This window comes from Kitasatospora sp. NPDC093679 (assembly GCF_040683455.1).
Taxonomy (GTDB): domain Bacteria; phylum Actinomycetota; class Actinomycetes; order Streptomycetales; family Streptomycetaceae; genus Kitasatospora; species Kitasatospora arboriphila.
Window position 1 is genome coordinate 55,882 of record NZ_JBFBDW010000028.1, and the last position, 23,402, is coordinate 79,283.

Genomic DNA, 23,402 nt, shown 5'->3' on the forward strand with positions numbered 1-23,402 from the left:
ACTGGTAGCCGGTTCGCAGTGACCCCGGCACATGCCCGACGGATGGGCTCCCGCCCTGGGGGCGGATCAACTTCCGCTGATGCTACCGGCTTTGACGGCACCCCAGACGACGGAGGAACCCTCGTGCGACTGCGACCTCCCGGTCTGCGCAGCTCCGGGGCCCGCCGGCTGCTGGAACGCGCCGCACGAGTCGGAGCGCATCCACAGGCGCGCGCCTCCGGTGCACCACCCGCACCGCGCGGTCCGTCCGACGCACCGTCACAATCCCGTAACCACCGGCATCCAGAACCTGTTGGGGGAGGCATGGACAACCTGTTCGGCGAACTCCGGCTGCGGCACCTGCGGCTGGCGCCGCGCGGCACCCTGCGGCGCACCAGGGCCACCACCCTCCGGGCGGCCGGCGAGTACACCTCCCGCCTCGGCTGGACGGTCGTCGCGGGGGCGGCCCGCACCCACCGCCGCTCCCCCGGGGTCTGCGACTGCGCCGCCGCGCACTGCGCCGCCCCCGGCCTGCACGCGGTGCCCGGCCCGAAGGCCGCGCCCGGCACCCCCGCGGACGAATTGCGCGCGCTGCTGGCCGCGGACGCGCCGGTGCTGCTGCCGGCCGGTCTGCACTTCGACGTGCTGGACGTGCCGGAGCAGCCCGGTCTGCAGGCGCTCGTCCGGTTGGAGCGGATGGGCACCCAGGTCGGGCCGGTGATCGCCTCCCCCGCCGGTCGGCTGCTGTTCTTCGTCGCCCCCGGCACCGCCCCCCGGCTGCCCGAACTGCTCTACCGGACGGGCTGGGACGACGCCTCGCTCGACCTGGTCTGCCACGGTGCGGGCGCGTACGTGGCGGCGCCGCCGACCGTGCTCGGCGGGCTCGGGCCGATGCGCTGGCTGCGCCGCCCGACCAGGGAGAGCGCGGCCTGTCCGCCGGAGGCGCGGCTGCTGCTCGGCACCTTGGCGTACGCCTGCCACCGCGGCCGGGCCCGCGCCTGCGAACCGGCCTGGCTCGCCTCCTGACCCGAGCCGTACGAAGAGCGGCGGGCCGCCGCCCCGGTGAAGGGGCGGCGGCCCGCCGCTCTTGCTGTCGTGGCCGTGCCGTGGTGGCCGTGCCGTCCGGTCGTGGCCGGTTGCTGGTCAGTCGCCGGTCAGTCGCCGATCAGGGCGTCCACGAAGGCGGCCGGCTCGAAGGGGGCGAGGTCGTCGGCGCCCTCGCCGAGGCCGACCAGCTTGACCGGCACGCCGAGTTCGCGCTGGACGGAGACGACGATGCCGCCCTTGGCGGTGCCGTCGAGCTTGGTCAGCACGATGCCGGTGATGTCGACGACCTCGGCGAAGACCCGGGCCTGGACGAGGCCGTTCTGGCCGGTGGTGGCGTCCAGGACGAGCAGCACCTCGTCGACCGGGCCGTGCTTCTCGACGACGCGCTTGACCTTGCCGAGCTCGTCCATCAGGCCGGTCTTGGTGTGCAGCCGGCCCGCGGTGTCGATCAGGACGGTGTCGACGCCCTCGGCGATGCCCTCCTTGACGGCGTCGAACGCGACCGAGGCCGGGTCGCCGCCCTCGGGCCCGCGGACGGTGTGCGCGCCGACCCGCTCGCCCCAGGTCTGGAGCTGGTCGGCGGCGGCGGCGCGGAAGGTGTCGGCCGCGCCGAGCACCACCCGTCGGCCGTCGGCGACCAGCACCCGGGCGAGCTTGCCGGTGGTGGTGGTCTTGCCGACGCCGTTGACGCCGACGACCAGGACGACCGCCGGGCCCTCCTCGTGCTTGGTGGAGCGGACGGTGCGGTCGGCGTCCGGCCCGATCAGCGCGACGAGCTCCTCGTGCAGCAGGCCGCGCAGCTCCGCGGGGGTGCGGGTGCCGAGCACCTTGACCCGGGTGCGGAGGCTGTCGACGAGCTCCTGGGTGGCCGCGACACCGATGTCCGCGGTGAGCAGGGTCTCCTCGATCTCCTCCCAGGTGTCCTCGTCGAGGCGGTCCCGGGAGAGCAGGGTGAGCAGGCCCTTGCCGAGTGCGTTCTGCGAGCGGGAGAGCCGGGAGCGCAGCCGGACGAGCCGGCCCGCGGTGGGTTCGGGAACCTCGACCGCCGGCGGGGCCGCGGCCTCCGCCGGGGCCTCCACCGGGACCTCGGGGACCTCGGGGGCCTCGGGAGCAGGGGCGGCCTCGGGGGCCTCGGGGAGCTGCACCTCCTCGATGGTCTGGACGGGTGCCTCGCTGGGCGGGGCGGACTCCTCGCCGACCTGCGGCTCGCGCGGCGGCGTGATGACGGGTGCCTCGGGCTTGGGAGGCACCTGCTTGCGTCGTCTGCCGTTGACGACGAGGCCAGCGATCGCGCCGACGGCGACCACGGCGATGACTACGGCAAGGATCACGTATTCCATAACCCCCCCAGTATCGGCGACGCCCCCGCGCCGCCGGGAGTAGCCGGGCGGCGTGGCTCGCTCACCGTCCGCGGGCCCGCCGGGCGCGGGCGCACCCCGGCCGGGGCCGGGGTGCGCCTCTCCTTGTGCTCGTCGCGCAGCCGCTGGCTGATCACCTGGGAGATGCCGTCGCCCTTCATGGTGACGCCGTAGAGGGCGTCGGCGGCCTCCATGGTGAGCTTCTGGTGGGTGATGACGAGCAGCTGGGAGCTCTCCCGGAGCTCCTCCATGATCGCGATCAGCCGGCGCAGGTTGGTCTCGTCGAGCGCCGCCTCCACCTCGTCCATCACGTAGAAGGGGCTGGGGCGGGCCTTGAAGATGGAGACCAGCAGGGCGACGGCGGTCAGCGAGCGCTCGCCGCCGGAGAGCAGCGACAGCCGCTTGACCTTCTTGCCGGGCGGCCGGGCCTCCACCTCGACGCCGGTGGTCAGCATGGACTCGGGGTCGGTGAGCACCAGCCGGCCCTCGCCGCCGGGGAACAGCCGGGAGAAGACGCCCTCGAACTGGGCGGCGGTGTCCTGGAAGGCGGCGCTGAACAGCTGCTCGACCCGGGCGTCGACGTCCCGGACGATGTCCATCAGGTCGCGCCGGCTCTTCTTGAGGTCGTCGAGCTGCTCGCCGAGGAAGCGGTGCCGTTCCTCCAGCGCGGCGAACTCCTCCAGCGCCAGCGGGTTGACCCTGCCGAGCTGCTGGTGGGCGCGTTCGGCGGCCTTGAGCCGCTTCTCCTGCTCGGCCCGGTCGTACGGGCGGGGCTCGCCGGGCTCGGCGCCGTCCTCTGGGACGGGCGGCGGGACGGGCTGGTCGGGGCCGTAGCCGTCGATCAGCTCCTGGCCTCCGATGCCGAACTCCTCCAGCGCGCGGGACTCCAACTGCTCGATGCGCAGCCGCTTCTCGGCGCGCAGCACATCGTCCCGGTGGCCCGCGTCGACGAGCCGGTCGAGTTCGGCCTTGAGTTCGCGGCCGTGCTCGCGGGCGGTGCGCAGCTCGGCCTCCCGCCCGGTGCGGTCCTGCTCGACGGCGGTGCGCTCGGCGTCGGCGGCGGTCAGCGAGGACCCGACGGCGGCGAGCAGCACCCGGGCGCCGTCGGCGACCGCGGTGGCGACCGCGGCCTCGTGCCGGGCGCGGGCGCGGCGGCGGGCGGCCCGGGCGCGGGCCTCGCGTTCGGCGGCGGCGGCGCGGTCGAGCTGGTCGGCGCGGCCGGCCAGGGAGCGGACCCGTTCCTCGTGGGTGCGGACGGCGAGCCTGGCCTCCATCTCGGTGGCGCGGGCGGTGGTTCCGGCGGCGGCCAGACGGTCGCGTTCGGCGGTGTCGGGCTCGTCCTCGGCGGCGGCGTCGAGTTCCTCGGCGGCCTCCAGCCGGGCGGCGAGTTCCTCGGCGGCGTCCCGGGCGTCGGCCAGGCCCTGTTCGGCGCGTTCCGCGGCGGCGGCGAGGCGTTCGGCCTCGCCGGCGGCGGCCCTGGCCTGCCCGGCGGACCGGCCGAGGGCGCCGGCGAGTCGGGCGCGTTCCTTCTCGGCGCGGCGGCGGGCCGCGGCCGATTCGTCCTGGGCCAGGGAGAGTTCGCGGCGGCGTTCGGCGGCGGCCGCCAGTTCCTCCGCCGACCGTGCGCAGCGGACGTCGAGTTCGTCGATCCGGCGGGCCGCATCGGCGACCTGGGCCCGGGTCTCCAGCAGGCTGGGCGCACCGGCGGCGCCGCCCTGGGCCCAGGCGGCGGCGAGCAGGTCGCCGTCGGCGGTGACGGCGGTGAGCCCGGGGTGCAGGGCGGTCAGCTCGCCGGCGGCGGCGAGGTCGGCGACGACGACCGTCCGGGCGAGCAGGGTGTCGACGGCGGCGCGCAGCTCGGCGGGGGCGTCCACCAGGTCGGCCGCCCAGTGGGCGCCGTCGGGGAGTTCGGGCCGGGCGGGCCGTTCGGCGCCGGTGGGGCGGGGGGCGTCGGCGAGGAGCAGGGCGGCGCGGCCGGCGTCCTGCTTGCGCAGCAGCCGCAGTGCCTCGGCGGCGGTGTCCGGTCCGTCGACGGCGACGGCCTCGGCGGCGGAGCCGAGCGCGGCGGCGAGGGCGGTCTCGTGGCCGGGGTGGACGGTGAGCAGCTCGGCGGCGGAGCCGAGCACGCCCGCCGGGCGGTCGGCGGCGGTGAGCAGGGCGCCGCTGCCGTCCTTGCGGCGCAGTCCCAGGGAGAGCGCCTCGTGACGGGCGGTCAGGCCGGCCCGTTCGCGTTCGGCGGCCGCGGCGGCGTCCCGGGCGGCGGCGAGGGCGTGCTCGGCCTCCTGGAGGTCGGCGCGGGCCTGCTCGTGGGCCCGTTCGTGGTCGTCGTCGGCGGCGGCGAGGCCGTCGGTCTCCTCCTGGAGCTCCCGGTACTCCTGCTGGGCGGTCCCGGCGCGCTGCGCGGCCTCGGCGGCGGCCTCGGTGAGCCGGCCGATCTCGGCCTCGGCGGCGGCGGCCCGCGAGCGGGCGGCGGCGGCCTGGCCCTGCAGCCGGGCGAGGCCCTCGCGGCGGTCGGCGATGGCGCGGGCCGCGCCCTTCAGCCGGGTCTCCTCGGCGGCGAGGGAGCGTTCGAGTTCGCCGCGGGTCTCGACGGTCTCGGCAAGGGCGTACTGCGCCTCCTCCAGGGCCTCGGCGAGGGCGGCCTCCTCCTCGCGGACCCGGGCGGCCTCGGCGAGGAGTTCCTCGGGGTCGCGGCCGCGCCGTTCCTCGCCCTCGGCGCCGGCGCGGGCGTGCCGGACCTTCGCCTCGGCGAGTCCGACGGTGCCGCGGGTGCGCTCGGCGAGCGCGGAGAGCCGGTACCAGGTCTGCCGGACGGCCTCCAGCCGCGGCCCGAGCTGCTCGACCTGCGCCTCCAGCACGGCCTCGCGCCGGACGGCGGCGGCGAGCTGCTGCTCGACGGTGGTGCGGCGGACCTTGAGGGCGAGTTCGTCGGCGACCTCGGCCTCGACGGCGCGGCGCAGGCCGAGCAGGTCGTCGGCGAGCAGGCGCAGCCGGGCGTCGCGCAGTTCGGCCTGGATGCCGGCGGCGCGGCGGGCGATCCGGGCCTGCCGGCCGAGCGGGCCGAGCTGGCGGCGCAGTTCGGCGACGAGGTCCTGGACGCGGTTGAGGTTGCCCTGCATCGCGTCGAGCTTCCGCAGCGCCTTCTCCTTGCGCTTGCGGTGCTTGAGGACGCCGGCGGCCTCCTCGATGAAGGCGCGGCGGCCCATCGGGTCGGCCTGCAGGACGGAGTCCAGCCGGCCCTGGCCGACGATGACGTGCATCTCGCGGCCGATGCCGGAGTCGGAGAGCAGCTCCTGGATGTCGAGCAGCCGGCAGACCGTCCCGTTGAGCGCGTACTCGCTGCCGCCGTTGCGGAACATCGTCCGGGTGATGGTGACTTCGGAGTAGTCGATGGGCAGCGCGCCGTCGGTGTTGTCGATGGTGAGGCTGACCTCGGCGCGGCCCAGCGGCGCGCGGCCTCCGGCGCCGGCGAAGATGACGTCCTCCATCTTGCCGCCGCGCAGCGATTTGGCGCCCTGTTCGCCCATCACCCAGGAGAGGGCGTCGACGACGTTGGACTTCCCGGATCCGTTCGGGCCGACCACGCAGGTGATGCCGGGTTCGAACCGCAGGGTCGTGGCCGAGGCGAACGACTTGAACCCGCGCAGCGTCAGACTCTTCAGGTGCACCCGTCCGACCTCCTCGCCAGTGTTCGGCGCTGTGCTGGCGACTGTATCCGGCCATGGGCGGGAGACGGCGTCAGGAGGCGGTTTGGGTGCGACGCGGCATGGGCAGCATTCGCGCGGGGAGGGCTCCGGACACGACGAAGGGACGCCACACCGGACGTCCCTTGCAGGCTGCGATCCCTTTCGGGAAGCTCAGCGCACCGACGGCGTCGATCGATCGGATCGTGGAAGGATCAGGTGAGCGCAGGCTCCCGGTGATCCATGTCGATGCTGGTGAGCAGCGAGTGCTCGTCGGCGACAGCGGCGAGAGCGTCGTTCTCCGTCCGGAGCCGGAGAAGTTCGGCTTCCAGATCGTGAACGCGCTGCTGCAGCCGTCGCATCTCGGAGAGCATTCGCGGGTCGGGGCCGCCGACGTACCCGAGAAGCGCCTTTGCCATGATGTATGGTCCTCCACGCTGAGTGACCGAACCGTTTTGCGGTACTGGTCTAGGGGGAAGGGGTGCGCACGCCCCGTCCACCCGAACGTGCTGGCTGGGCACTCCAGGGCGAGCGCAGTGAGCTGGGCACACGACGGCTCGACCCTGCCGGGTAAACGCGGACTGGTGCGCGGGCTTCCAGCGTCTCACCAAAGACGGTACGGGTCAACACGATCACCGCACGCTACCGCGCCCCTCTCACCTGCATGGCGGGTAGGTCACACCACGGGGTAGGGCGGGCCACCTGAGCCGGTGGATCACTGCTGGTGCGGAGTCAACCACGAGTCTGCCCGATTGGCAACCGGATGACACCGGCAGTTGCCGGAGGGTCTCTCCATCCCTCCGGCAACTGCGGTGTGCTAGCGGATCGCGAATCCGTCGTACCCGTCCCCGGTCGCGGTCCAGATCTCGGTGACCCCGCTGACCTGGCCCGGAGTGTCCGGGCCGCGCAGCAGGACGAGGAGTTCCTCGCAGTCGGCGTGCAGTCCTTCGGCCACGACCTGCACCCGGCCGTCGCCGAGGTTCACGGCGTACCCGGTCAGGCCGATCTCCAGGGCGCGGGCCCTGGTCCACCACCGGAATCCGACCTCCTGGACCCGGCCGCGGACCCAGGCGGTGACCCGGACCGGCCGGACACCGTCGTGCCCCAGCGTGTGATGGCCGTAACTGTCGTGACCGTGCATGCCACGACCATAGTGCGACCCCGGACGGTCGGTGCGAAGTGGTTTCACCGCACCCGCACGGCACCTCCGCGACCCTGCGAAGCCCTTCGCGAGTCCCTCGGACGGGTGACCGGTACGCGGCGGGCCGGATTCACCCGCCCGGCCGTGCGCCGGCGACGGGGCGCACGGACCGGCGGTTCAGAAGCCGCCGCCGAAGTCCCCGCCCCCGCCGCCGTCGAACCCGCCGCCGAAGTCCCCGCCGCCGCCCCCGTCGAAGCCGCCGAAGTCGTTCTGGTCGAAGTCCGCGCCGGAGTACTCGCCGCCCTCCGGGCCGCCCTGGTAGCCGTCGGCGGCCCAGGCGCTGCCCGGCGAGGCCAGCACCGAACCGAGCACGGTGCCGGCGACCAGCCCGGGCAGCATGCCCGAGCCGAAGTAGCCGCCGGCCCAGGGGCTGTACGCGGGCCCGGCGTTCCAGTACGGCTCGCGGCCGTGCTCGGTGGGCACCGTGCGGACGTCCGGGTCCAGGCCCGAGCGCAGCCGGGCGGCGTCCTGCGCGCAGACCGGGACGCTGCGCGGCGCCCCGCCGGCCGGCGCCCAGTCGGCGTCCTCCACGGACGGGCCGTGCCGCGGGTCGAAGAAGCACGGCGGGCGGCGCTCCGGCAGCGGCCGCTTCTCGCGGCGGGCGGCGAGCACGGCCAGCGAGAACCGGCCGTCCTCCAGCGCCTCGGTCACCGGCCGGACGTCCTCCGGCCCGGTGGCCGCGTCCATCCGCTGCTTCGCCTGCTCGTAGGCGTCCAGCGCCCGGGTGTAGTCGGTGCGCTGCTCGTCGTCGGCGTCGGCCGCCCGCGGGTCGAAGTCCAGCCGGTCGAGCTCCTCGCCGAAGGCGGTGATGTCCTCGTCGACGACCGTCCTCAGCTGCGCGAGCTGGGCCCTGCGCTGCTCCTCCTTGCGACGCTTGGCCCGCCGGAGGAGCAGCAGCACGCCGCCGCCGGCGAGGGCCAGCAGCACCAGCGGGACGACGATCGCGGCGGTGCTCACCCCGCCGGAGGCCACGCCGTGCCCGCGGGTCTGCGGGGCGGCCTGGTCGACGAAGTCGTTGAGGGCGCCGTTGACGTCGTTCGGGTGGGCCCGGAAGGCGGCGCCGGCGATCCGGTCCGCGGAGGCCGGCGGCAGGGCCTGACGGTCGGAGAACGCCTTGAACTGCTCACCGCGCCAGATCGCGTACACCCCGACGACGCCCACCTCGGTGCGCAGGTCGCGGGCGACGGTGGCCGCGGGGTACTGGTCGTTCGCCGGGACCACCGCGACGAAGATCGGCTTGTCCGTGTCGGCGATCTTCTTGGTCAGGTCGGCGGCCTGGGCCTCGGAGAAACGGCCGGTCATCGACGGGTCGACGTAGACCTTGCCCTGCTTGAGGGTCGCCGCGGCGTCGGGCACGCCGGCCGCGGACGCCGCCGGCGCGAGGAGCAGCAGCACGCCGGTCAGCAGCGCGGTCAGCGCGACCGCCGGGCGGTGCAGGAGGGTTCTCATGCCTCCGACGCTACCGCCCGGACGCGCCCTCCCCCTCCTGCGGTCGCACGCCGGGCCCCCCGATCTGCGCCCCCGGTCTGATCCCTCCCCCGCCGACCGGCCGGAAGACCCCCCGGCGGTGCCGGACGCCGTCGCGGACGGGGCATAGTGGTGCCTGCCAGTCCGCTCATGATCGGAGCCCTCGTGTTCATCGGCCTCGTCACCGCCGTCGCGGCATCCGCCTGCTACGGCACCGGCTCCGTCCTGCAGGCGCTCGGCGCCCGGCGTTCGGCGCGCGAGGAGGCCGCCCGGTCCGAGGGCGGGGTGTCGCTGACCGAGCACGGCGGCCCGAGCCTGTCCTCGACCGCGAAGGCCGCCGTGACGTGGGAGTTCATCCTCGGCACGGTGCTGGACTTCGTCGGGTTCGGGCTCGGTGCGCTGGCCGCCCGGCTGCTGCCGCTGTTCCTCTCCCAGACGATCATCAGCGCCAACCTGGTCATCACCGCGCTGCTCAGCGTCAGACTGCTCGGGCTGCGGCTCAAGCAGCTGGAGTGGCTGTCGATCGGCGTGCTGTGCGGGGCCCTGGTGATGCTGGCCGTGGCGGCCGGGCCGGAGGGCGACCACGTGGTCGCGCGGGCGGTGCACTGGTGGCTGCTGGCGGTGACGGTGGTGCTGATCGCCGGTGGCAGCCTGCTGGTGCGGCGGCTGGGGCGCAGCGGGGCGATCGTGGCGGGCCTGCTGTCGGGCCTCGGCTTCGGCGCGCTGGGCATCGGCGTGCGGATCCTGGACGGCGTCGACCCGTTCGACCTGGTCGCGCTGGTGTCGGACCCGGCGCTGTACACCATCCTGGTCGGCGGCCTCGGCGGGATGTACCTGCACACCGTGGCCCTGCAGGTCGGCTCGGTGAACGGGGCGACCGCCGCGCTGGTGGTCGGCGAGACGGTGCTGCCGGGCGCGGTCGGGGTGATCTGGCTGGGCGACTCCTCGCGGGACGGCCTGGGCTGGCTGGCCGCGATCGGCTTCGTCCTGGCGGTGGTCAGCGCCGTCGGCGTCGCCTGGTTCGGCGAGGACGAGGGCGCCCTCCACGGCGTCGAACCCCACCAGCCCGAGCTCGCCGACCACTGAGGACCCGCCCGGGGGCGGCACCCAGGGATCTGCCCTGCGCCTACCGCTGTCGCGGCACCGGCTGGCAGCGGGGGCAGAAGTAGCTGGAGCGGTTCATCCAGGCCGCCCGGCGGATCGGCGTCCCGCAGCGGTGGCAGGGTGCGCCCTCGCGCCCGTAGGCGTCGAGGTCGCGGGCGAAGTAGCCGCTCTCCCCGTTCACGTTGACGTAGAGGCTGTCGAAGGTGGTGCCGCCGACGGCGAGCGCCGCGTTCATCACGTCCCGGGCGTGGCCGAGGAGTTCGGCGGCGCGGGGGCGGGTGATGCCGGCGGTGGGCCGGTCGTAGTGCAGCTTGGCGCGCCAGAGCGACTCGTCGGCGTAGATGTTGCCGACGCCGCTGATCAGGGTCTGGTCGAGCAGGGCGCGCTTCACGGTCGTCCGGCGGGCCCGCAGGGCGGTGACGAAGGCGGCGTCGTCGAAGCGTCCGTCGAGCGGGTCGCGGGCGATGTGGGCGAGCGAGACGGGGGTGGCCTCCGGGTCGCCGTCCTCGGCCTCCTCGACGGCGAGGCCGCCGAAGGTCCGCTGGTCGACGAAGCGCAGTTCGCGGCCGCCGTCGGTGAAGCGGAACCGCACCCGCAGGTGGGTCTCGTCGGGGGCGGCCGGGTCCTGGACGAGCAGTTGTCCGCTCATGCCGAGGTGGCCGACCATCGAGTGGCCGGTGCCGGGGAGCGGTACCCAGAGGTACTTGCCGCGGCGGTGGGCCTCGCCGAAGGTGGTGCCGACGAGGCGGGCGGCGAAGTCCTCGCCGCCCGCGGTGTGCCGGCGGACCGAGCGCGGGTGCAGGACCTGCACCTCGGCGACGGTGCGGCCGGCCGTCCAGCGGGCCAGACCGCGGCGGACGACCTCGACCTCGGGGAGCTCGGGCATGCGGGCCGCCTCAGCCGGTGGTGTCGGGCGTGCTCTCGGCGTACTTGGCCTTGATGGCGCGCCAGGCGCTCTCGGCGGCCTTCTGCTCGGCCTCCTTCTTCGAGCGGCCGCTGCCGTGCCCGAAGTCCTGGCCGGCGACGCGGGCGGCCGCGTCGAAGGTCTTCTCGTGGTCGGGTCCGGACTCGGACACCACGTACTCGGGCACGCCGATGCCGACGGCGGCGGTGAGTTCCTGGAGGCTGGTCTTCCAGTCCAGGCCGGCGCCGAGCTGCGAGGACTCCTCGATCAGCGGGTCGAACAGCCGGTGGACGAACTCGGTGGCGGCGTCCAGGCCGCGGTCGAGGTAGACCGCGCCGATCACGGCCTCGACGGTGTCGGCGAGGATCGACGACTTGTCGCGGCCGCCGGTGCCCTCCTCGCCCTTGCCGAGGCGGATGAAGGTGCCGAGTTCGAGGCCGCGGCCGACCTCGGCGAGCGCGCGGGAGTTCACCACCGCGGCGCGGAGTTTGGCGAGCGTGCCCTCGGCGACCTCCGGGTGGAGGCGGTAGAGGGTGTCGGTCACCACCAGGCCCAGTACCGAGTCGCCGAGGAACTCGAGGCGCTCGTTGGTGGGCAGCCCGCCGTTCTCGTACGCGTACGAGCGGTGGGTGAGGGCGCGTACCAGAAGGGCGCGCTCGAGCTCGTACCCGAGGCGCCCTTCCAGGACGTCGTATTCGGTCGAGGCCGGCCCGCCGCCCTTGCCCCCGTTCGAAGGGCCCGGCTTGCGGGAGGAGTTGCCGTCCGACATCGATCCGTGCACCCCGCCGATCAGACCGAGAGGACCTGGCGACGGTTGTACGTGCCGCAGCTCGGGCACGCGATGTGCGCCAGCTTCGGCTCGTGGCAGCGGTCGCACGCGACGAGCGCGGGCGCGACGGCCTTCCAGTTGGACCGGCGGTGGCGCGTGTTGCTGCGCGACATCTTCCGCTTCGGAACAGCCACGGCTACTTCTCCTGGTTCTCGGCGAGACCCTCACGGGTGTCGCTGTTCTTGTTCTCGTCACCCTCGTCGCCGGGGGCGGCGGAGAGTCCCTGCAGAGCCGCCCACCGGGGGTCGACGGCGTCGTGGTGGTGGGCCGGGTCGTCGCTCAGGCGTGCCCCGCACTCGGAGCAGAGGCCCAGGCAGTCGTCCTGGCACACCGGCTGCAGCGGCAGTGCGAGCACCACCGCGTCACGCAGCACCGGCTGGAGGTCGAAGAAATCGCCCTCCAGTCGGTAAGTCTCGTCCTCGGAGTCCTCGTCGAGGTCCTCCGCCCCGGCCGTCCGGGCGCGGTGGCGCTCGTCGGACTCCGGGTAGTAGTAGAGCTCCTGGAAGTCGACCTCCAGGTCGTCGTCCATCGGCTCCAGGCAGCGCACGCACTCGCCCTCGACGTGCGCCTCGGCGGTGCCGGTGACCAGCACGCCCTCGACGACCGACTCCAGGCGGAGCTCCAGCGAGATCTCGCTCTTCTCCGGGACCCCGATGACCTCTGCGACGCCCAGGCCCTGCGGGGCCTCCAGGGTCCGCGACACCGTGCGCATCGAGCCGGGGCGACGACCGAGTTCGTGCGTGTCGAACACGAGTGGGTCGCGGTGGTCGAGGCGGTTCAAGGTGTCCTGACTTCCTGGGGGCGGTACGCATCCCTGCGTTCCGCGGATCCTTCTGGGGTGGTGTGCGTGACCGGTGTGCGGGCACGCGACGGGGCCGGTGCGAACAGGCCGGAGTGGTCAGACTACCGGAGACTCGGGCCAGGCCCAAAGTCGGTGCCCGACCCTCCGCCCTCAGCGGCCGCCGAGCTCCCGCAGCCTGGTCATGTCGATCATGCTGGTGTCGAAGAAGCTCGTCTCGTCCAGACCGGCCTGCTGCTGGTGCGGCAGCTGGGCCTGCGGCTGCTGCTGGTAGCCGTACTGGTTGCCGTACGGGTCGGCCTGGTAGCCCTGCTGCTGGTAGTAGCCGTCCGCCACGCCCTCCTGGCCCTGGTAGGCCGCGGCGGGCTGCTGGTAGCCGTACTGGTTGCCGTACGGGTCGGTCTGGCCGCCCGCGGAGGGGTCGTAGCCGCCGCCGTACACGTCGGCGTACTGCGGGGCGCCCTGGTTGCCGTACGCGTCCTCGCCCGGGTTCTGCCAGCCGGCCGCGGCGGGCGTCTGGTCGGGCCAGGCCTGCTGCTGCGGCACCTCCTCGCGGTACCAGGGCTGCTCCTCGCCCTCGGTCGCGAAGCCGGCGGCGACCGCCTCGGCGCGGTCCTTCTGCTGCTGGGCCTCGTCGGCGGCGGCCAGGTAGGCGCCGAGCTCGTCGATGGGCTGCTTGCCGAGGAGCTTGTCGCGGCCCTTGCCGACCGCCTCCAGGGTGGCGCCGAGCACCGCCTCCAGGGTGGCGAGCTTGGCGTCGACGTACTCGTCGGCCTCCGGGCTGGGGCTGACCCGCGGCTGGAACTCCTCGCCGTCCTCGCCCGTCCCGTCCTCGGGCTCGTACACGCCCGCGCCGCGCAGCTTCTGCCGGCCGCGGCCGACCGCGCCGAGCGTCTTGGTCAGCACGACCTCGAAGTTGGCGAGCTTGGAGTCGACGTAGTCGTCGGCCTCGGCGCGCTTGGCCTCCACCTCGGCGCGGGCCTCGGCGAGGATCCGGTCCGCCTCCGCCCGGGCGCGCATCACGACCTCGGTGTCGGAGATGAGCGAGCCGCGCTCGTCGTGCGCCCCGCGGATGATCTCCTCCGCCTGGGAGTGCGCGTCCGCGACCATCTGCTGGTGGTCGGCGACCACCGACTGGGCCTGCGCGAGCTCGGCGGGCAGCGCGGCCTTCAGGTCACGGAGCATGCCGACCAGGTCGGCCCGGTTCACCACGCACGACGCCGACATCGGCATGGCGCGGGCGTTCTCCACCGACGCGACGATCTCGTCCAGTTGCTGCTGCACGTCCACGGGCGCTTCTGTCTTTCCGTGTGCCGCCGGGGGTCCTGGCGGAGGCAGGCCCCGAAGCGCGGGCGGCACCGCGGGGCAGGACTACAGACTGTACGGCCACCGGGGGCGCGGCTCACAACATCCGGCACGGCCGGGCGTTCCGGCCGCGCCGGGGGCTGTGACGGTTCGCCAGGATTGTCCGTTTCGACCGGATGCCTCCCGCCGACGGGCCTCCCGGCCGGGTCGGTCCGGCCCCGGCCGCCCCCGCCGTCAGCCGCGGCGCTCGGCGATCCGGTCGACCAGCCGGCGGTGCACCGCCTCGGGCAGCAGGTGCGAGACGTCGCCGCCGAGCGAGGCCACCTCCTTGACCAGGGTCGAGGAGAGGAAGCTGTACGTCGGCGAGGTCGGCACGAAGAGCGTCTCGACACCGCTGAGGCCGTGGTTCATCTGGGCCATCTGCAGCTCGTAGTCGAAGTCGCTGACCGCGCGCAGGCCCTTGATGATGGCCGGGATGCCGCGCTCCTTGCAGAAGTCGACCAGCAGGCCGTTGTGCGACTCGACCTTCACGTTGCCGAGCTTGGCGGTGGTCTCCTCGATGAGCCCGATGCGCTCCTCGACGGTGAACATGCCCTGCTTGTTCTTGTTGATCAGGACGGCGACATGGACGACGTCGTAGAGCCGGGAGGCCCGCTCGATGATGTCGAGGTGTCCGTTGGTGATGGGGTCGAAGGACCCCGGACAGACGGCGCGGCGCATGTCGTGTGCTCCCTTGTGGGGTAACCGGTGCTACGAGTGTCGATCGGCCTCGTCGGCGGCGCGACCGTACCAGAGGGTGCCCTCGCCGTACCTGCGCGAGCGCAGCGCTTCGAAGCCCTCCGGCCAGCCGAACTCGCCACCGCGGGTGCTGCGTTCCACGGTGACCAGAACGTCCTCCGCGATCCAGCCCCCGGCACGGAGTGTGATCAGCATCTCGCGCACCTCGTCGTCCGTCACCGAGTACGGCGGGTCCATGAACACCAGGTCGTAGGGGACCACCGGGGCGGGCCCGGCGATCACCCGCTCGGCCCGGTCGGCGCGCACCTCGGCGCCCGGCAGGCCGAGGGTGCGCACGTTCTCCCGGATCACCCGGGCCGCGCTCGCGTCCGACTCCACCAGCAGCGCGTGCTCCGCGCCCCGGGAGAGCGCCTCCAGGCCGACCGCGCCGGACCCGCCGAACAGGTCGAGCATCCGCGCCCCGTGCACGGTGCCGCGCAGTGCCTCCAGCGTGGAGAACATCGCCTCCCGCGCCTTGTCGGAGGTGGGTCGGGTGGTCCGGCCGGGCGGTACGGCCAGCCGGCGGCCGCCGGCGGTGCCGGCGATGACGCGGGTCATGGGGTGCGCGGTCCTCTCGTGCCTGTCGCTGTGGAGCCCCGTCGGCGGACCGGCGGGGCTCCCCCATTCAAGCGCGCCGCGCGGCCCCGTGCGTCACTCGGCGGGCGCGGCCGACCCCAGCAGCGCCGGCGAGGCGAACCGCGACCAGGACAGGCAGCCGTCCGGCGGGCAGTGCTCGGGACGGCGCGGGTCGTGGCCGAGCTCGCGCAGCTTGGTGCGGACGGAGTCCGGCGTGCGGCCGTAGCGGGCGGCGATCCGGGCGATCGTCTCGCCGTCGTGGAAGCGGCGGACGAGCTCCTCCTCGTGCTGCGGCACCCAGGGGGCGCCGTGGCCCGGGTACAGCTCGCGCAGCACGTCGCGGTCGGGGATCGGCTCGGCGACGTCGGCGACGATCGCGAGGGCGCGCAGCGCCCGGTTGAGCGCGATCCGCAGGCTCGCGACGTCCTCGACCGGCAGCCGGAGCCGGCCGGAGGCGAACGGGGTGGCCGCCGCCCCCTCGCGCCAGCCGTTCAGGGTGAGGGTGACCTCGCGGTCGTCCTCGCTCGCGAGCTCGATCCGGAAGACCTTGTCGCCGAGCGGCAGCTCGTTGAGATGACGGAATGCCATGGAGACCCCCAAGTGTCGTGCCGGGCAAGCATGTTGGGAGTGCGCCCGAACAACACCATTCTCCCTCCGGGCACTGACAATCACCGGGGCTCCGGGCCCGTCCGTCAGCCCTTCTCCAGGTACTCGGCGCGGTCCTCGTCGAGCAGGCTCTCCAGGGCGGTGCGCAGGTCGGGGTGGTCGGTGAGGTCCGGGTCGGCGGCGACCAGGCGGGTGGCCTCCTCGCGGGCGGTGGCGATGACGTCCTCGTCGACCAGCACGCTCAGCACCTTGAGCGAGGACTTCACGCCCGACTGCGCCTGGCCGAGCACGTCGCCCTCGCGGCGCTGCTCCAGGTCGATCCGGGAGAGCTCGAAGCCGTCCAGGGTGCCGGCCACCGCGTCCAGCCGGCCGCGGGCCGGGCTCGCCGCCGGCATGTCGGTGACCAGCAGGCAGAGGCCGGCCGCGCTGCCGCGCCCGACCCGGCCGCGCAGCTGGTGCAGCTGGGAGACGCCGAAGCGGTCGGCGTCCATGATGACCATCACGGTGGAGTTGGGGACGTTGACGCCGACCTCGATGACCGTGGTGGCGACGAGCACGTCCACCTGTCCGGCCGCGAACCGCTTCATGACGTCGTCCTTGGCCTCCGGCGCCAGCCGGCCGTGCAGGATCTCGATCCTCAGCCCGGCGAGCGGCCCCTTCGCGAGCATCTCGGCCGTCTCGACCACGGACAGCGGCGGCCGCCGGTCGTCGCTCGCGGCGCCGACGTCCTCCAGGTCCTCCTCCGCGGACTTCCGCTTCTTCCGGGGTTCCTCGGGCTCGTCGCCGATCCGCGGGCAGACCACGTACGCCTGGTGGCCCTTGCCGACCTCCTCGCGCACCCGTTCCCAGGTGCGGGCGAGGAAGTTGGGCTTCTCGACGGCGGGCACCACGTGGCTGGAGATCGGCGAGCGGCCGGCCGGCAGCTGGTCGAGGACGGAGGTCTCCAGGTCGCCGAAGACGGTCATGGCGACGGTGCGCGGGATCGGCGTCGCCGTCATCACCAGCAGGTGCGCCGGCCGTTCGCCCTTGGCGCGCAGCGCGTCGCGCTGCTCGACGCCGAAGCGGTGCTGCTCGTCGACGACGACCAGGCCGAGGTCCTGGAACTGCACCTTGTCCTCGATCAGGGCGTGCGTGCCGACGGTGATGCCGGCGTCGCCGCTGGCCATGTCGAGCATCGTCTGGCGGCGGGCGGGCACGCCCATGGAGCCGGTGAGCAGCACCACCTTGGTGCCGAGCTCGGAGCCCCCGAGCATGCCGCCCTCGGCGAGGTCGCCCATCATCTCCACGATCGAGCGGTGGTGCTGCTGGGCGAGCACCTCGGTGGGGGCGAGCATGACGGCCTGGCCGCCCGCGTCGACCACGCCGAGCATGGCGCGCAGCGCGACGAGGGTCTTGCCGGAGCCGACCTCGCCCTGCAGCAGCCGGTGCATCGGATGCTCGCTCGCGACGTCGTCGAAGATCTCGGCGCAGACCCTCTGCTGACCGTCGGTCAGCCGGAAGGGCAGCCGGGCGTCGAAGGCGTCGAGCAGGCCGCCGGGGCGGCGGTGGCGGGCGGTGGCGGGCAGGGCGGAGTCGGCGGCGCGGCGGCGGGCCAGCGCGACCTGGAGGACGAAGGCCTCGTCCCAGCGCAGCCGGTCCTGGGCGCGTTCGCGGTCGGCCTGGGTGCGCGGACGGTGGATCAGTTCGAGGGCCTCGGGCAGCGGGATCAGCCCGTGCGCGGCGCGCAGCTCGGCGGGCAGCGGTTCACCGACGTCCGCGAGGTGCTTGTCCAGGGCGATCTCGACGCACTTGACCAGCTTCCAGCTGGGCATCTGGGCGCTGGCCGGGTAGACCGGGATGAGCCGGCCGGCGAAGGCGCTCGCGGCGCCGGTGTCGGCGTCCTCGTCGAGCAGCTGGTAGTCGGGCGAGGCGAGCTGCCGGGTGCGGTTGAAGAGGCCGACCTTGCCGGCGAACAGGCCCTGCGCGCCGGGGCGGAGCTCCTTCTGCCGCCAGCCCTGGTTGAAGAAGACGAGGGTGAGCCGGCTGCGCCCGTCGGTGACGATCACCTCCAGCCGGTCGCCCTTGCGGCCGCGGAACGGGATCAGGGTGACCTTCTCGATCCGGGCGAGGACGGTGGCGTGCTCGTCCACCTCCAGCTCGTCGAGGCTGGTGAGCTGGCCGCGCTCGACGTACCGGCGCGGGTAGTGGTGCAGCAGGTCGCCGACCGTGCGCAGCTTGAGGGAGTCGGCGAGGACCTTGGCGGTGCGGTCGCCGACCAGCTTGGTCAGTGGTTCATCGAGAGCGCCCATCACGCCCTATTGGACACCACGGCGACGACAGCGCGGGCGCGCGCGGCCTCACTCCACGCCGATGAGCAGCAGCTCGGACTCCTGGCCGCCGTGGTAGACGACCGTGTCGACCTCGGGGCGCTGCCGCCGGGCGTGGGCGACGAGGTCCTCGGCGAGGTGCCCGGGGGCGTCCGCGCCGAGCACCAGGGTGACGAGTTCGCCGCCGGCGGCGAGCATCCGGTCGAGCAGGGTGGCGGCGGTCTCGGCGGCGTCGGTGCCGATGACGGCGACGTCGCCGTCGATCAGGCCGAGCACGTCGCCGGCCTGGCAGACGCCCGCCATCGTCCAGGACTCCCCCTCGGCGACGGCGAGTTCGGCGTGCCGGGTGGCGCCGGCCGCGGAGGTCATGGCGACCACGTCCTCGTCGAAGCGGCGGCCGGCGTCGTGGACGGCGAGGGCGGCGAGCCCCTGGACGGGCGAGCGGGTGGGCAGCACGGCGATCCGCACGCCCTCCTCGCGGAGCTGGTCGGCGGCGGCCCCGGCGGCGGCGCGCAGTTCGGGGTCGTTGAGCAGCACGATCACCTCGCGGGCGGCGCAGCGCCGGACGGCGTCGGCGAGTTCGGCGCTGACCGGCGGGCGGTCCGGGTCGGCGTGCAGCACGGCCGAGCCTGCCTGCTCGCAGAGCTCGGCGAGGCCGTGGCCGCTGACCACGCTGAGCACCGCGCGGGCGGGGGCGGAGGGCTCGGGGCGGCTGCCGGCGCCGGCGCGGGCCGCGGCCTCGGCGAAGTGGGTGATCCGGATCCGGTGGGGCCGGCCGGCCTCCACGCCGGCCTCGACGGCGGCGCCGGCGTCGTCGACGTGCACGTGGACGTTCCACAGGCCGTCGCCGCCGCCGACCACCAGGGAGTCGCCGAGGGCGGCGAGCCGGGTGCGCAGGGCGGGCATCGCGTCCTCCTCGGCCTCCAGCAGGTAGATGACCTCGAAGGCGGGGTGGCCGGGCAGCCGGGCGTGGCCCTCGCAGTCGTCGTGGTGGGCGGGGAGCGGGCGGACGGTCTCGTGGCGCAGCGCCATCGGGCCCATCGGGGTGTGGCCGAGGACGGTGTCGGCGAGCGCCCCGAGGACGGCGACCAGGCCGCGGCCGCCGGCGTCGACCACGCCGGCCTCGGCGAGGACGTCGAGCTGCTCGGGGGTGTGCTGGAGGGCGGCGCGGGCGGCGCTGCAGGCGGTGCGCGCGGTGTCGGCGAGGCTGCCGTCCTCGGCGGCGGCCGCGCGGGCGGCCTCGGCGGCGACGGTGAGCAGGGTGCCCTCGACCGGGTCGGCGACGGCCAGGTAGGCGGCCTCGGCGGCGCGCGGCAGGGCGCGGCGCAGGGCGGGGGCGTCGCCGCCGTCGGCCAGGCCCTCGGCGAGGCCGCGCAGCCACTGGGCGAGGATCACGCCGGAGTTCCCGCGGGCGCCGATGAGCGCGCCGCGGGCCATCGCGGCGGTGATCGGGCCGAGGCCGTCGCCGTCGGCCGCCGGGTCGCCCGCGGCCTCCTCGGCGGCCTCGGTGGCGGCCTCGACGGTCAGGTAGAGGTTGGTGCCGGTGTCGCCGTCGGGGACGGGGTAGACGTTGAGCGCGTCGATCTCCTCCCGGGCCTGGCCGAGGGCGGTCAGCGCCAGCCGGCACCAGGTGCGGACGGCCGTGGCGTCGAGCGTGTCCAGCACCAGGTCTCCTCCGGGTGAACGCCACGGGAACGCCCGCCGGCGCGGGGGCTGCCGGAGGCGGTGGCGGTGGGGCGATGCTGGCAGGTTATCGGGGCCGGGCGGGGGCGTCGCGGCCGGGAGCGTCCGGGGCCCGCGCGCCGCCCGGGCACGATCACCGGCGCCGACATGGTAGTTTCGTAGCTCGGGAGCAGGCGTTGTATGCTCTCCCGGTTGCCTGGAACAACCCGGGCTCACCCCTTGATCCGATTCGCCCCACGTGCGTGGTGTCGGTGGGTTCAGCCGGGGTTTTCGAACGTACCTGATCTGAAGTCTTGGAGTGACTCCTGTGGCTGCCAACTGCGACGTCTGCGGCAAGGGGCCGGGCTTCGGCAACAGCATCTCCCACTCGCACCGCCGTACCCCCCGTCGTTGGAACCCCAACATTCAGACGGTGCGCGCTGTGATTGGGCGGACGCCGAAGCGGCTCAACGTCTGCACCTCGTGCATCAAGGCCGGTAAGGTCTCGCGCTGACGCGCAGACCGGTACGCCGGTCCTCCGGACAGCCGATCCACCCTCGGGTGGGTCGGCTTTCCTGCGTTTCCCGCCGGTGCTGCCGTGCCGGTTCCGCGCCGCCGCGTGCCGCCGGTCCGAGGGGCGGGTCCGCGGGGGCCGGCGGCGGCCCCCGCGGGGGTGCGGCGGTCAGCCGCGGGTGCGCCAGCCGTGGTCGACCGGGCCGATCCCGGCTCCCAGGGCGAAACCGGCGGCGATCGCCCCGGTGACGTACTCCTTGGCGGCGCCGACGGCCTCCGGCACGGCGCTGCCCTTGGCGAGCTCGGCGGCGATCGCGCTGGCCAGGGTGCAGCCGGTGCCGTGGGTGTGCCGGTTGTCGTAGCGCGCCGCCCGGTACCAGTGGCGCTCCCCGTCGGCGCCGGCCAGCAGGTCGACGGCCTCGCCGGCCAGGTGGCCGCCCTTGACCAGCGCCCAGCGCGGGCCGAGCGCGAGGACCGCCTCGGCGGCGGCGGGCAGGTCCTCCTCGTCCTCGACGACCACCCCGGTGAGCTGCGCCACCTCGTGCAGGTTGGGGGTGGCGACCGTCGCGACCGGCAGCAGCCGCTCGCGGACGGTGGCGACCGCCTCGGCGGCGAGCAGGGCGTCGCCGTGCTTGGACACCCCGACCGGGTCGACCACGATCGGCGCGCCGACGCCGGCCAGCAGCTCGGAGACGGTCTCGACCAGTTCGACCGAGGCCAGCATGCCGGTCTTCACCGCCTGCACGCCGATGTCGTCGACCACGCTGCGGAACTGCGCCCGGACGGCCTCCGCCGGCAGCTCCCAGTAGCCCTGGACGCCGAGCGAGTTCTGCGCGGTCACCGCGGTGATCACGCTCATCCCGTGGACGCCGAGCGCGAGCATCGCCTTGAGGTCGGCCTGGATGCCGGCGCCCCCGCCGCTGTCCGAACCGGCCACCGTGAGCACACGGGGCGGAGCGGCGGAGCCGGCGGCGGACACGGAGGACTGTTCAGTCGGAGCCATGCCCGACAACCTACCGGGGAGGCCTCAGAGCACGGCCTCCGACTCCAGCCAGCGGTACTCCGGGACCGTCTTGAGTTCCCGCACCCCGTCGGCGATCGGCAGCAGCTCGACCTCGGTGCCGCGCAGGGCCGTGAAGTGCCCGAAGGCGCCCTTGTGGACGGCCTCGACGGCGTGCCAGCCGAACCGCGTGGCGAGCGCCCGGTCGCGGGCGGTCGGGCAGCCGCCGCGCTGGGTGTGCCCGAGGATCACCGGCCGGGCCTCGGTGCCGAGGATCCCCTCCAGCTCGCGGGCGAGCTTGTTGCCGATGCCGCCGAAGGTCTGGTGGCCGTACTGGTCCAGGCCGCCGTGGTCGAAGAGCAGCGTGCCCGGCATCGGCCGGGCGCCCTCCGCGACGGCGATGATGGCGAACTTCTTGCCGCGCCGGAAGCGTTCCTCGACCATCCGTGCCACGGCCTCGATGTCGAACGGCTTCTCCGGGATCAGGATGCCGTGCGCCCCGCCGGCCATGCCCGCGGTCAGGGTGATCCACCCGGTGTGCCGCCCCATCAGCTCCACCACCATCACCCGCTGGTGCGACTCGGCGGTGGTCTTCAGCCGGTCGATCGCCTCGGTGGCGACGTGCACGGCGGTGTCGAAGCCGAAGGTGACGTCGGTGGCGTCGATGTCGTTGTCGATGGTCTTCGGCACGCCGACCACCGGCAGGCCCGCGTCGCTGAACATCCGGGCGGCGGTCAGCGTGCCCTCGCCGCCGATGGTGATCAGGGCGTCGATGCCGAGGCCGGCGGCGAGGTCCCGGCACTCCCGGACGGCCTGCTCGATGCGGTCCCGCCGCACCCGGGCGGAGCCGAGGACCGTGCCGCCGAGGGTCAGCAGACCGGTGACGTCGTCGTGCGACACCGTCCGGGCCCGGCCTTCGATCAGGCCGAGGAAGCCGTCCTCGATGCCGACGATCTCGTCCCCGTGCACGTCGGTGCCGCGGTGGACGATGGAACGGATGACCGCGTTGAGGCCGGGGCAGTCGCCGCCGCTGGTGAGGACGCCGATACGCATGGTCGCCTGGTCTCCCTGGGGCGGGCGGCCCCGAGTCGTGGCGGTCCGGGGCCGGTCGGCACCGGGCGGCCGGGCCGGACGGGTCGGCCGCCCCGGCACCACGGCAAGACTACGCGCTGCTACCGTCCCGGCGGCCCCACCGCGCCCGGCCCCGGCTCACCCGTTCGGGGTCACTCGGCGGCGAAGTGGTCCCAGCCGCCGACCCGCTCCCAGGGCGCCCCGTCGACGGTGACCCGGCCGCCGCGGCCCGGCCGCGCGGTGCGCACGACCTCGCCGACCACCCGCCACCGGGCGGGCAGCTGCACGCTCTTGGGGAAGGTCGCCACGATGGCGTGGTCCTCGCCGCCGGAGAGCACCCACAGCAGCGGGTCCACGCCGACCGCCTGCCCGATGTCGGCCATCTGCGCGGGGACGTCGAAGTCGGCGGCCCGCAGGTCGACGTCCACCCCGCTGGCCGCGGCGACGTGCCCGAGGTCGGCGACCAGGCCGTCGCTGACGTCGACCATCGAGGTGGCGCCGAGGTCCGCGGCGGCCGGGCCGGCGTGGTACGGCGGCTCGGGACGGCGGTGCGCCTCGACGAAGGCCCGCGGCGAGCGGAAGCCCCGCTGGAGGACCGTCAGCCCGGCCGCGGACCAGCCCAGCCAGCCGGTGACGGCGACCACGTCGCCCACCTGGGCGCCGGAGCGCAGCACCGGGCGGCGGCCCTGCAGGTCGCCGAGGGCGGTGATGGCGAGGGTGACGGCGTCGCCGCGCACCACGTCGCCGCCGACGACGGCGGCGCCGGCCACCTTGCACTCGTCGCGCAGCCCGTCCATCAGCTCGGTGGCCCAGGTCGCGGGCAGGTCGGCCGGGGCGACGAAGCCCAGCAGGATCGCGGTCGGCACGGCGCCCATCGCGGCCACGTCCGCGAGGTTCTGCGCGGCGGACTTGCGGCCCACGTCGTAGGCGGTGGACCAGTCCCGGCGGAAGTGCCGGCCCTCGATCAGCACGTCGGTGGTGGCCACCACCCGGCCGTCGGGGGCCTTCACCACGGCCGCGTCGTCGCCGGGGCCGAGGTCGACGGCCGGTGTCGGCTCGAGCCGGGCGGTGAGCTCCCTGATGAGTCCGAACTCGCCGAGCTCGCCCACGGTCCCCTGCATCTGCCGTCCTCTCAACTCAACCGGCGCGGTCCTCGCGCGCCCCCGCGCGCAGCGTACGCCCTCGACCCCTGCAGAAGTCTCCCCTCCCCGGGGA

21 protein-coding genes are annotated in these 23,402 nt (G+C 74.6%); 3 read left to right on the forward strand and 18 right to left on the reverse strand.

The features are described from left to right. Nucleotides 1–303 precede the first annotated feature (303 nt). Nucleotides 304–1,005 carry a bifunctional DNA primase/polymerase gene (locus AB0O09_RS22800; protein ID WP_363543856.1) on the forward strand — a complete coding sequence of 234 codons (702 nt, stop codon included), beginning with the start codon at nt 304–306 and terminating at the stop codon, nt 1,003–1,005. A 128-nt stretch (nt 1,006–1,133) separates the two neighbouring features. Here the strand turns inward: AB0O09_RS22800 and ftsY are convergent, their stop codons facing one another. The 5 genes from ftsY to AB0O09_RS22825 all read right to left on the reverse strand — a co-directional run bounded on the left by ftsY (nt 1,134) and on the right by AB0O09_RS22825 (nt 8,717). Then, the gene (gene ftsY, locus AB0O09_RS22805; protein WP_363543858.1) at nt 1,134–2,366 is read right to left on the reverse strand and encodes a signal recognition particle-docking protein FtsY; all 1,233 of its coding nucleotides are present in this window, start codon (nt 2,364–2,366) and stop codon (nt 1,134–1,136) included. Next, nucleotides 2,354–6,052 carry a chromosome segregation protein SMC gene (gene smc, locus AB0O09_RS22810; protein WP_363543860.1) on the reverse strand — a complete coding sequence of 1,233 codons (3,699 nt, stop codon included), beginning with the start codon at nt 6,050–6,052 and terminating at the stop codon, nt 2,354–2,356. Before smc ends, ftsY begins: the two co-directional genes overlap by 13 nt. Nucleotides 6,053–6,282: 230 nt before the next feature. Next, the gene (locus AB0O09_RS22815; RefSeq protein WP_344627281.1) at nt 6,283–6,486 is read right to left on the reverse strand and encodes a hypothetical protein; all 204 of its coding nucleotides are present in this window, start codon (nt 6,484–6,486) and stop codon (nt 6,283–6,285) included. A 398-nt stretch (nt 6,487–6,884) separates the two neighbouring features. Continuing rightward, complete coding sequence (locus tag AB0O09_RS22820) at nt 6,885–7,208, reverse strand: acylphosphatase (protein ID WP_263103514.1); 324 nt, start codon at nt 7,206–7,208, stop codon at nt 6,885–6,887. A gap of 177 nt (nt 7,209–7,385) precedes the next feature. Then, nucleotides 7,386–8,717 carry a hypothetical protein gene (locus tag AB0O09_RS22825; RefSeq protein ID WP_363543861.1) on the reverse strand — a complete coding sequence of 444 codons (1,332 nt, stop codon included), beginning with the start codon at nt 8,715–8,717 and terminating at the stop codon, nt 7,386–7,388. A gap of 183 nt (nt 8,718–8,900) precedes the next feature. Here AB0O09_RS22825 and AB0O09_RS22830 point away from each other — a divergent pair, with 183 nt between their 5' ends. Further along, a complete protein-coding gene (locus AB0O09_RS22830) occupies nt 8,901–9,821 on the forward strand; it encodes a hypothetical protein (RefSeq protein WP_363543922.1) in 921 nt (306 codons plus the stop codon). Nucleotides 9,822–9,861: 40 nt separating this feature from the next. Here the strand turns inward: AB0O09_RS22830 and mutM are convergent, their stop codons facing one another. The 10 genes from mutM to AB0O09_RS22880 all read right to left on the reverse strand — a co-directional run bounded on the left by mutM (nt 9,862) and on the right by AB0O09_RS22880 (nt 19,606). Next, nucleotides 9,862–10,725, reverse strand: coding sequence for a bifunctional DNA-formamidopyrimidine glycosylase/DNA-(apurinic or apyrimidinic site) lyase (gene mutM, locus AB0O09_RS22835; protein ID WP_363543863.1), 864 nt, complete (start codon nt 10,723–10,725; stop codon nt 9,862–9,864). Nucleotides 10,726–10,735: 10 nt separating this feature from the next. After that, nucleotides 10,736–11,512, reverse strand: coding sequence for a ribonuclease III (gene rnc / locus AB0O09_RS22840; protein ID WP_043175798.1), 777 nt, complete (start codon nt 11,510–11,512; stop codon nt 10,736–10,738). Between the two features lie 20 nt (nt 11,513–11,532). Continuing rightward, a complete protein-coding gene (gene rpmF, locus AB0O09_RS22845) occupies nt 11,533–11,706 on the reverse strand; it encodes a 50S ribosomal protein L32 (protein WP_030275709.1) in 174 nt (57 codons plus the stop codon). A gap of 2 nt (nt 11,707–11,708) precedes the next feature. Next, nucleotides 11,709–12,353: a DUF177 domain-containing protein gene (locus AB0O09_RS22850; RefSeq protein WP_363543864.1), complete on the reverse strand. Its 645-nt coding sequence runs from the start codon at nt 12,351–12,353 to the stop codon at nt 11,709–11,711. A 171-nt stretch (nt 12,354–12,524) separates the two neighbouring features. Continuing rightward, a complete protein-coding gene (locus AB0O09_RS22855) occupies nt 12,525–13,661 on the reverse strand; it encodes an ATP synthase F0 subunit B (protein WP_363543867.1) in 1,137 nt (378 codons plus the stop codon). A 249-nt stretch (nt 13,662–13,910) separates the two neighbouring features. Continuing rightward, nucleotides 13,911–14,396 carry a pantetheine-phosphate adenylyltransferase gene (gene coaD, locus AB0O09_RS22860; RefSeq protein WP_363543870.1) on the reverse strand — a complete coding sequence of 162 codons (486 nt, stop codon included), beginning with the start codon at nt 14,394–14,396 and terminating at the stop codon, nt 13,911–13,913. Nucleotides 14,397–14,426: 30 nt separating this feature from the next. Next, a complete protein-coding gene (rsmD, locus tag AB0O09_RS22865) occupies nt 14,427–15,011 on the reverse strand; it encodes a 16S rRNA (guanine(966)-N(2))-methyltransferase RsmD (RefSeq protein WP_363543873.1) in 585 nt (194 codons plus the stop codon). Between the two features lie 93 nt (nt 15,012–15,104). Next, nucleotides 15,105–15,617 (reverse strand): hypothetical protein, encoded by a 513-nt coding sequence (locus AB0O09_RS22870; RefSeq protein WP_363543875.1) that lies wholly within the window; start codon nt 15,615–15,617, stop codon nt 15,105–15,107. A gap of 104 nt (nt 15,618–15,721) precedes the next feature. Then, entirely contained in the window at nt 15,722–17,923 is a 2,202-nt protein-coding gene (gene recG, locus AB0O09_RS22875; RefSeq protein WP_363543878.1) for an ATP-dependent DNA helicase RecG, read from the reverse strand. Nucleotides 17,924–17,971: 48 nt separating this feature from the next. Further along, nucleotides 17,972–19,606, reverse strand: a complete 1,635-nt coding sequence (locus AB0O09_RS22880; RefSeq protein ID WP_363543880.1) for a DAK2 domain-containing protein — start codon at nt 19,604–19,606, stop codon at nt 17,972–17,974. Between the two features lie 325 nt (nt 19,607–19,931). Here AB0O09_RS22880 and rpmB point away from each other — a divergent pair, with 325 nt between their 5' ends. Continuing rightward, complete coding sequence (gene rpmB / locus AB0O09_RS22885) at nt 19,932–20,117, forward strand: 50S ribosomal protein L28 (protein WP_014138233.1); 186 nt, start codon at nt 19,932–19,934, stop codon at nt 20,115–20,117. A 168-nt stretch (nt 20,118–20,285) separates the two neighbouring features. On the opposite strand, the gene thiD is transcribed toward rpmB, so the two are convergent. From thiD to AB0O09_RS22900, 3 genes are all read right to left on the reverse strand, one after another. Continuing rightward, nucleotides 20,286–21,119 carry a bifunctional hydroxymethylpyrimidine kinase/phosphomethylpyrimidine kinase gene (gene thiD, locus AB0O09_RS22890; protein WP_363543881.1) on the reverse strand — a complete coding sequence of 278 codons (834 nt, stop codon included), beginning with the start codon at nt 21,117–21,119 and terminating at the stop codon, nt 20,286–20,288. Nucleotides 21,120–21,143: 24 nt separating this feature from the next. Further along, a complete protein-coding gene (locus AB0O09_RS22895) occupies nt 21,144–22,169 on the reverse strand; it encodes an ATP-dependent 6-phosphofructokinase (protein WP_363543884.1) in 1,026 nt (341 codons plus the stop codon). A 170-nt stretch (nt 22,170–22,339) separates the two neighbouring features. Continuing rightward, complete coding sequence (locus tag AB0O09_RS22900) at nt 22,340–23,308, reverse strand: thiamine-phosphate kinase (protein WP_363543886.1); 969 nt, start codon at nt 23,306–23,308, stop codon at nt 22,340–22,342. Nucleotides 23,309–23,402: the final 94 nt, after the last annotated feature.

Excerpts from the sequence above, each read along its gene's own strand:
- AB0O09_RS22800 (WP_363543856.1), top strand. The coding sequence starts at position 304 with ATGGACAACCTGTTCGGCGAACTCCGGCTGCGGCACCTGCGGCTGGCG.
- ftsY (WP_363543858.1), bottom strand. The coding sequence starts at position 2,366 with ATGGAATACGTGATCCTTGCCGTAGTCATCGCCGTGGTCGCCGTCGGC.
- AB0O09_RS22815 (WP_344627281.1), bottom strand. The coding sequence starts at position 6,486 with ATGGCAAAGGCGCTTCTCGGGTACGTCGGCGGCCCCGACCCGCGAATG.
- AB0O09_RS22820 (WP_263103514.1), bottom strand. The coding sequence starts at position 7,208 with ATGCACGGTCACGACAGTTACGGCCATCACACGCTGGGGCACGACGGT.
- AB0O09_RS22825 (WP_363543861.1), bottom strand. The coding sequence starts at position 8,717 with ATGAGAACCCTCCTGCACCGCCCGGCGGTCGCGCTGACCGCGCTGCTG.
- mutM (WP_363543863.1), bottom strand. The coding sequence starts at position 10,725 with ATGCCCGAGCTCCCCGAGGTCGAGGTCGTCCGCCGCGGTCTGGCCCGC.
- rnc (WP_043175798.1), bottom strand. The coding sequence starts at position 11,512 with ATGTCGGACGGCAACTCCTCCCGCAAGCCGGGCCCTTCGAACGGGGGC.
- coaD (WP_363543870.1), bottom strand. The coding sequence starts at position 14,396 with ATGCGCCGCGCCGTCTGTCCGGGGTCCTTCGACCCCATCACCAACGGA.
- rsmD (WP_363543873.1), bottom strand. The coding sequence starts at position 15,011 with ATGACCCGCGTCATCGCCGGCACCGCCGGCGGCCGCCGGCTGGCCGTA.
- AB0O09_RS22870 (WP_363543875.1), bottom strand. The coding sequence starts at position 15,617 with ATGGCATTCCGTCATCTCAACGAGCTGCCGCTCGGCGACAAGGTCTTC.
- recG (WP_363543878.1), bottom strand. The coding sequence starts at position 17,923 with ATGGGCGCTCTCGATGAACCACTGACCAAGCTGGTCGGCGACCGCACC.
- thiD (WP_363543881.1), bottom strand. The coding sequence starts at position 21,119 with ATGGCTCCGACTGAACAGTCCTCCGTGTCCGCCGCCGGCTCCGCCGCT.
- AB0O09_RS22895 (WP_363543884.1), bottom strand. The coding sequence starts at position 22,169 with ATGCGTATCGGCGTCCTCACCAGCGGCGGCGACTGCCCCGGCCTCAAC.
- AB0O09_RS22900 (WP_363543886.1), bottom strand. The coding sequence starts at position 23,308 with ATGCAGGGGACCGTGGGCGAGCTCGGCGAGTTCGGACTCATCAGGGAG.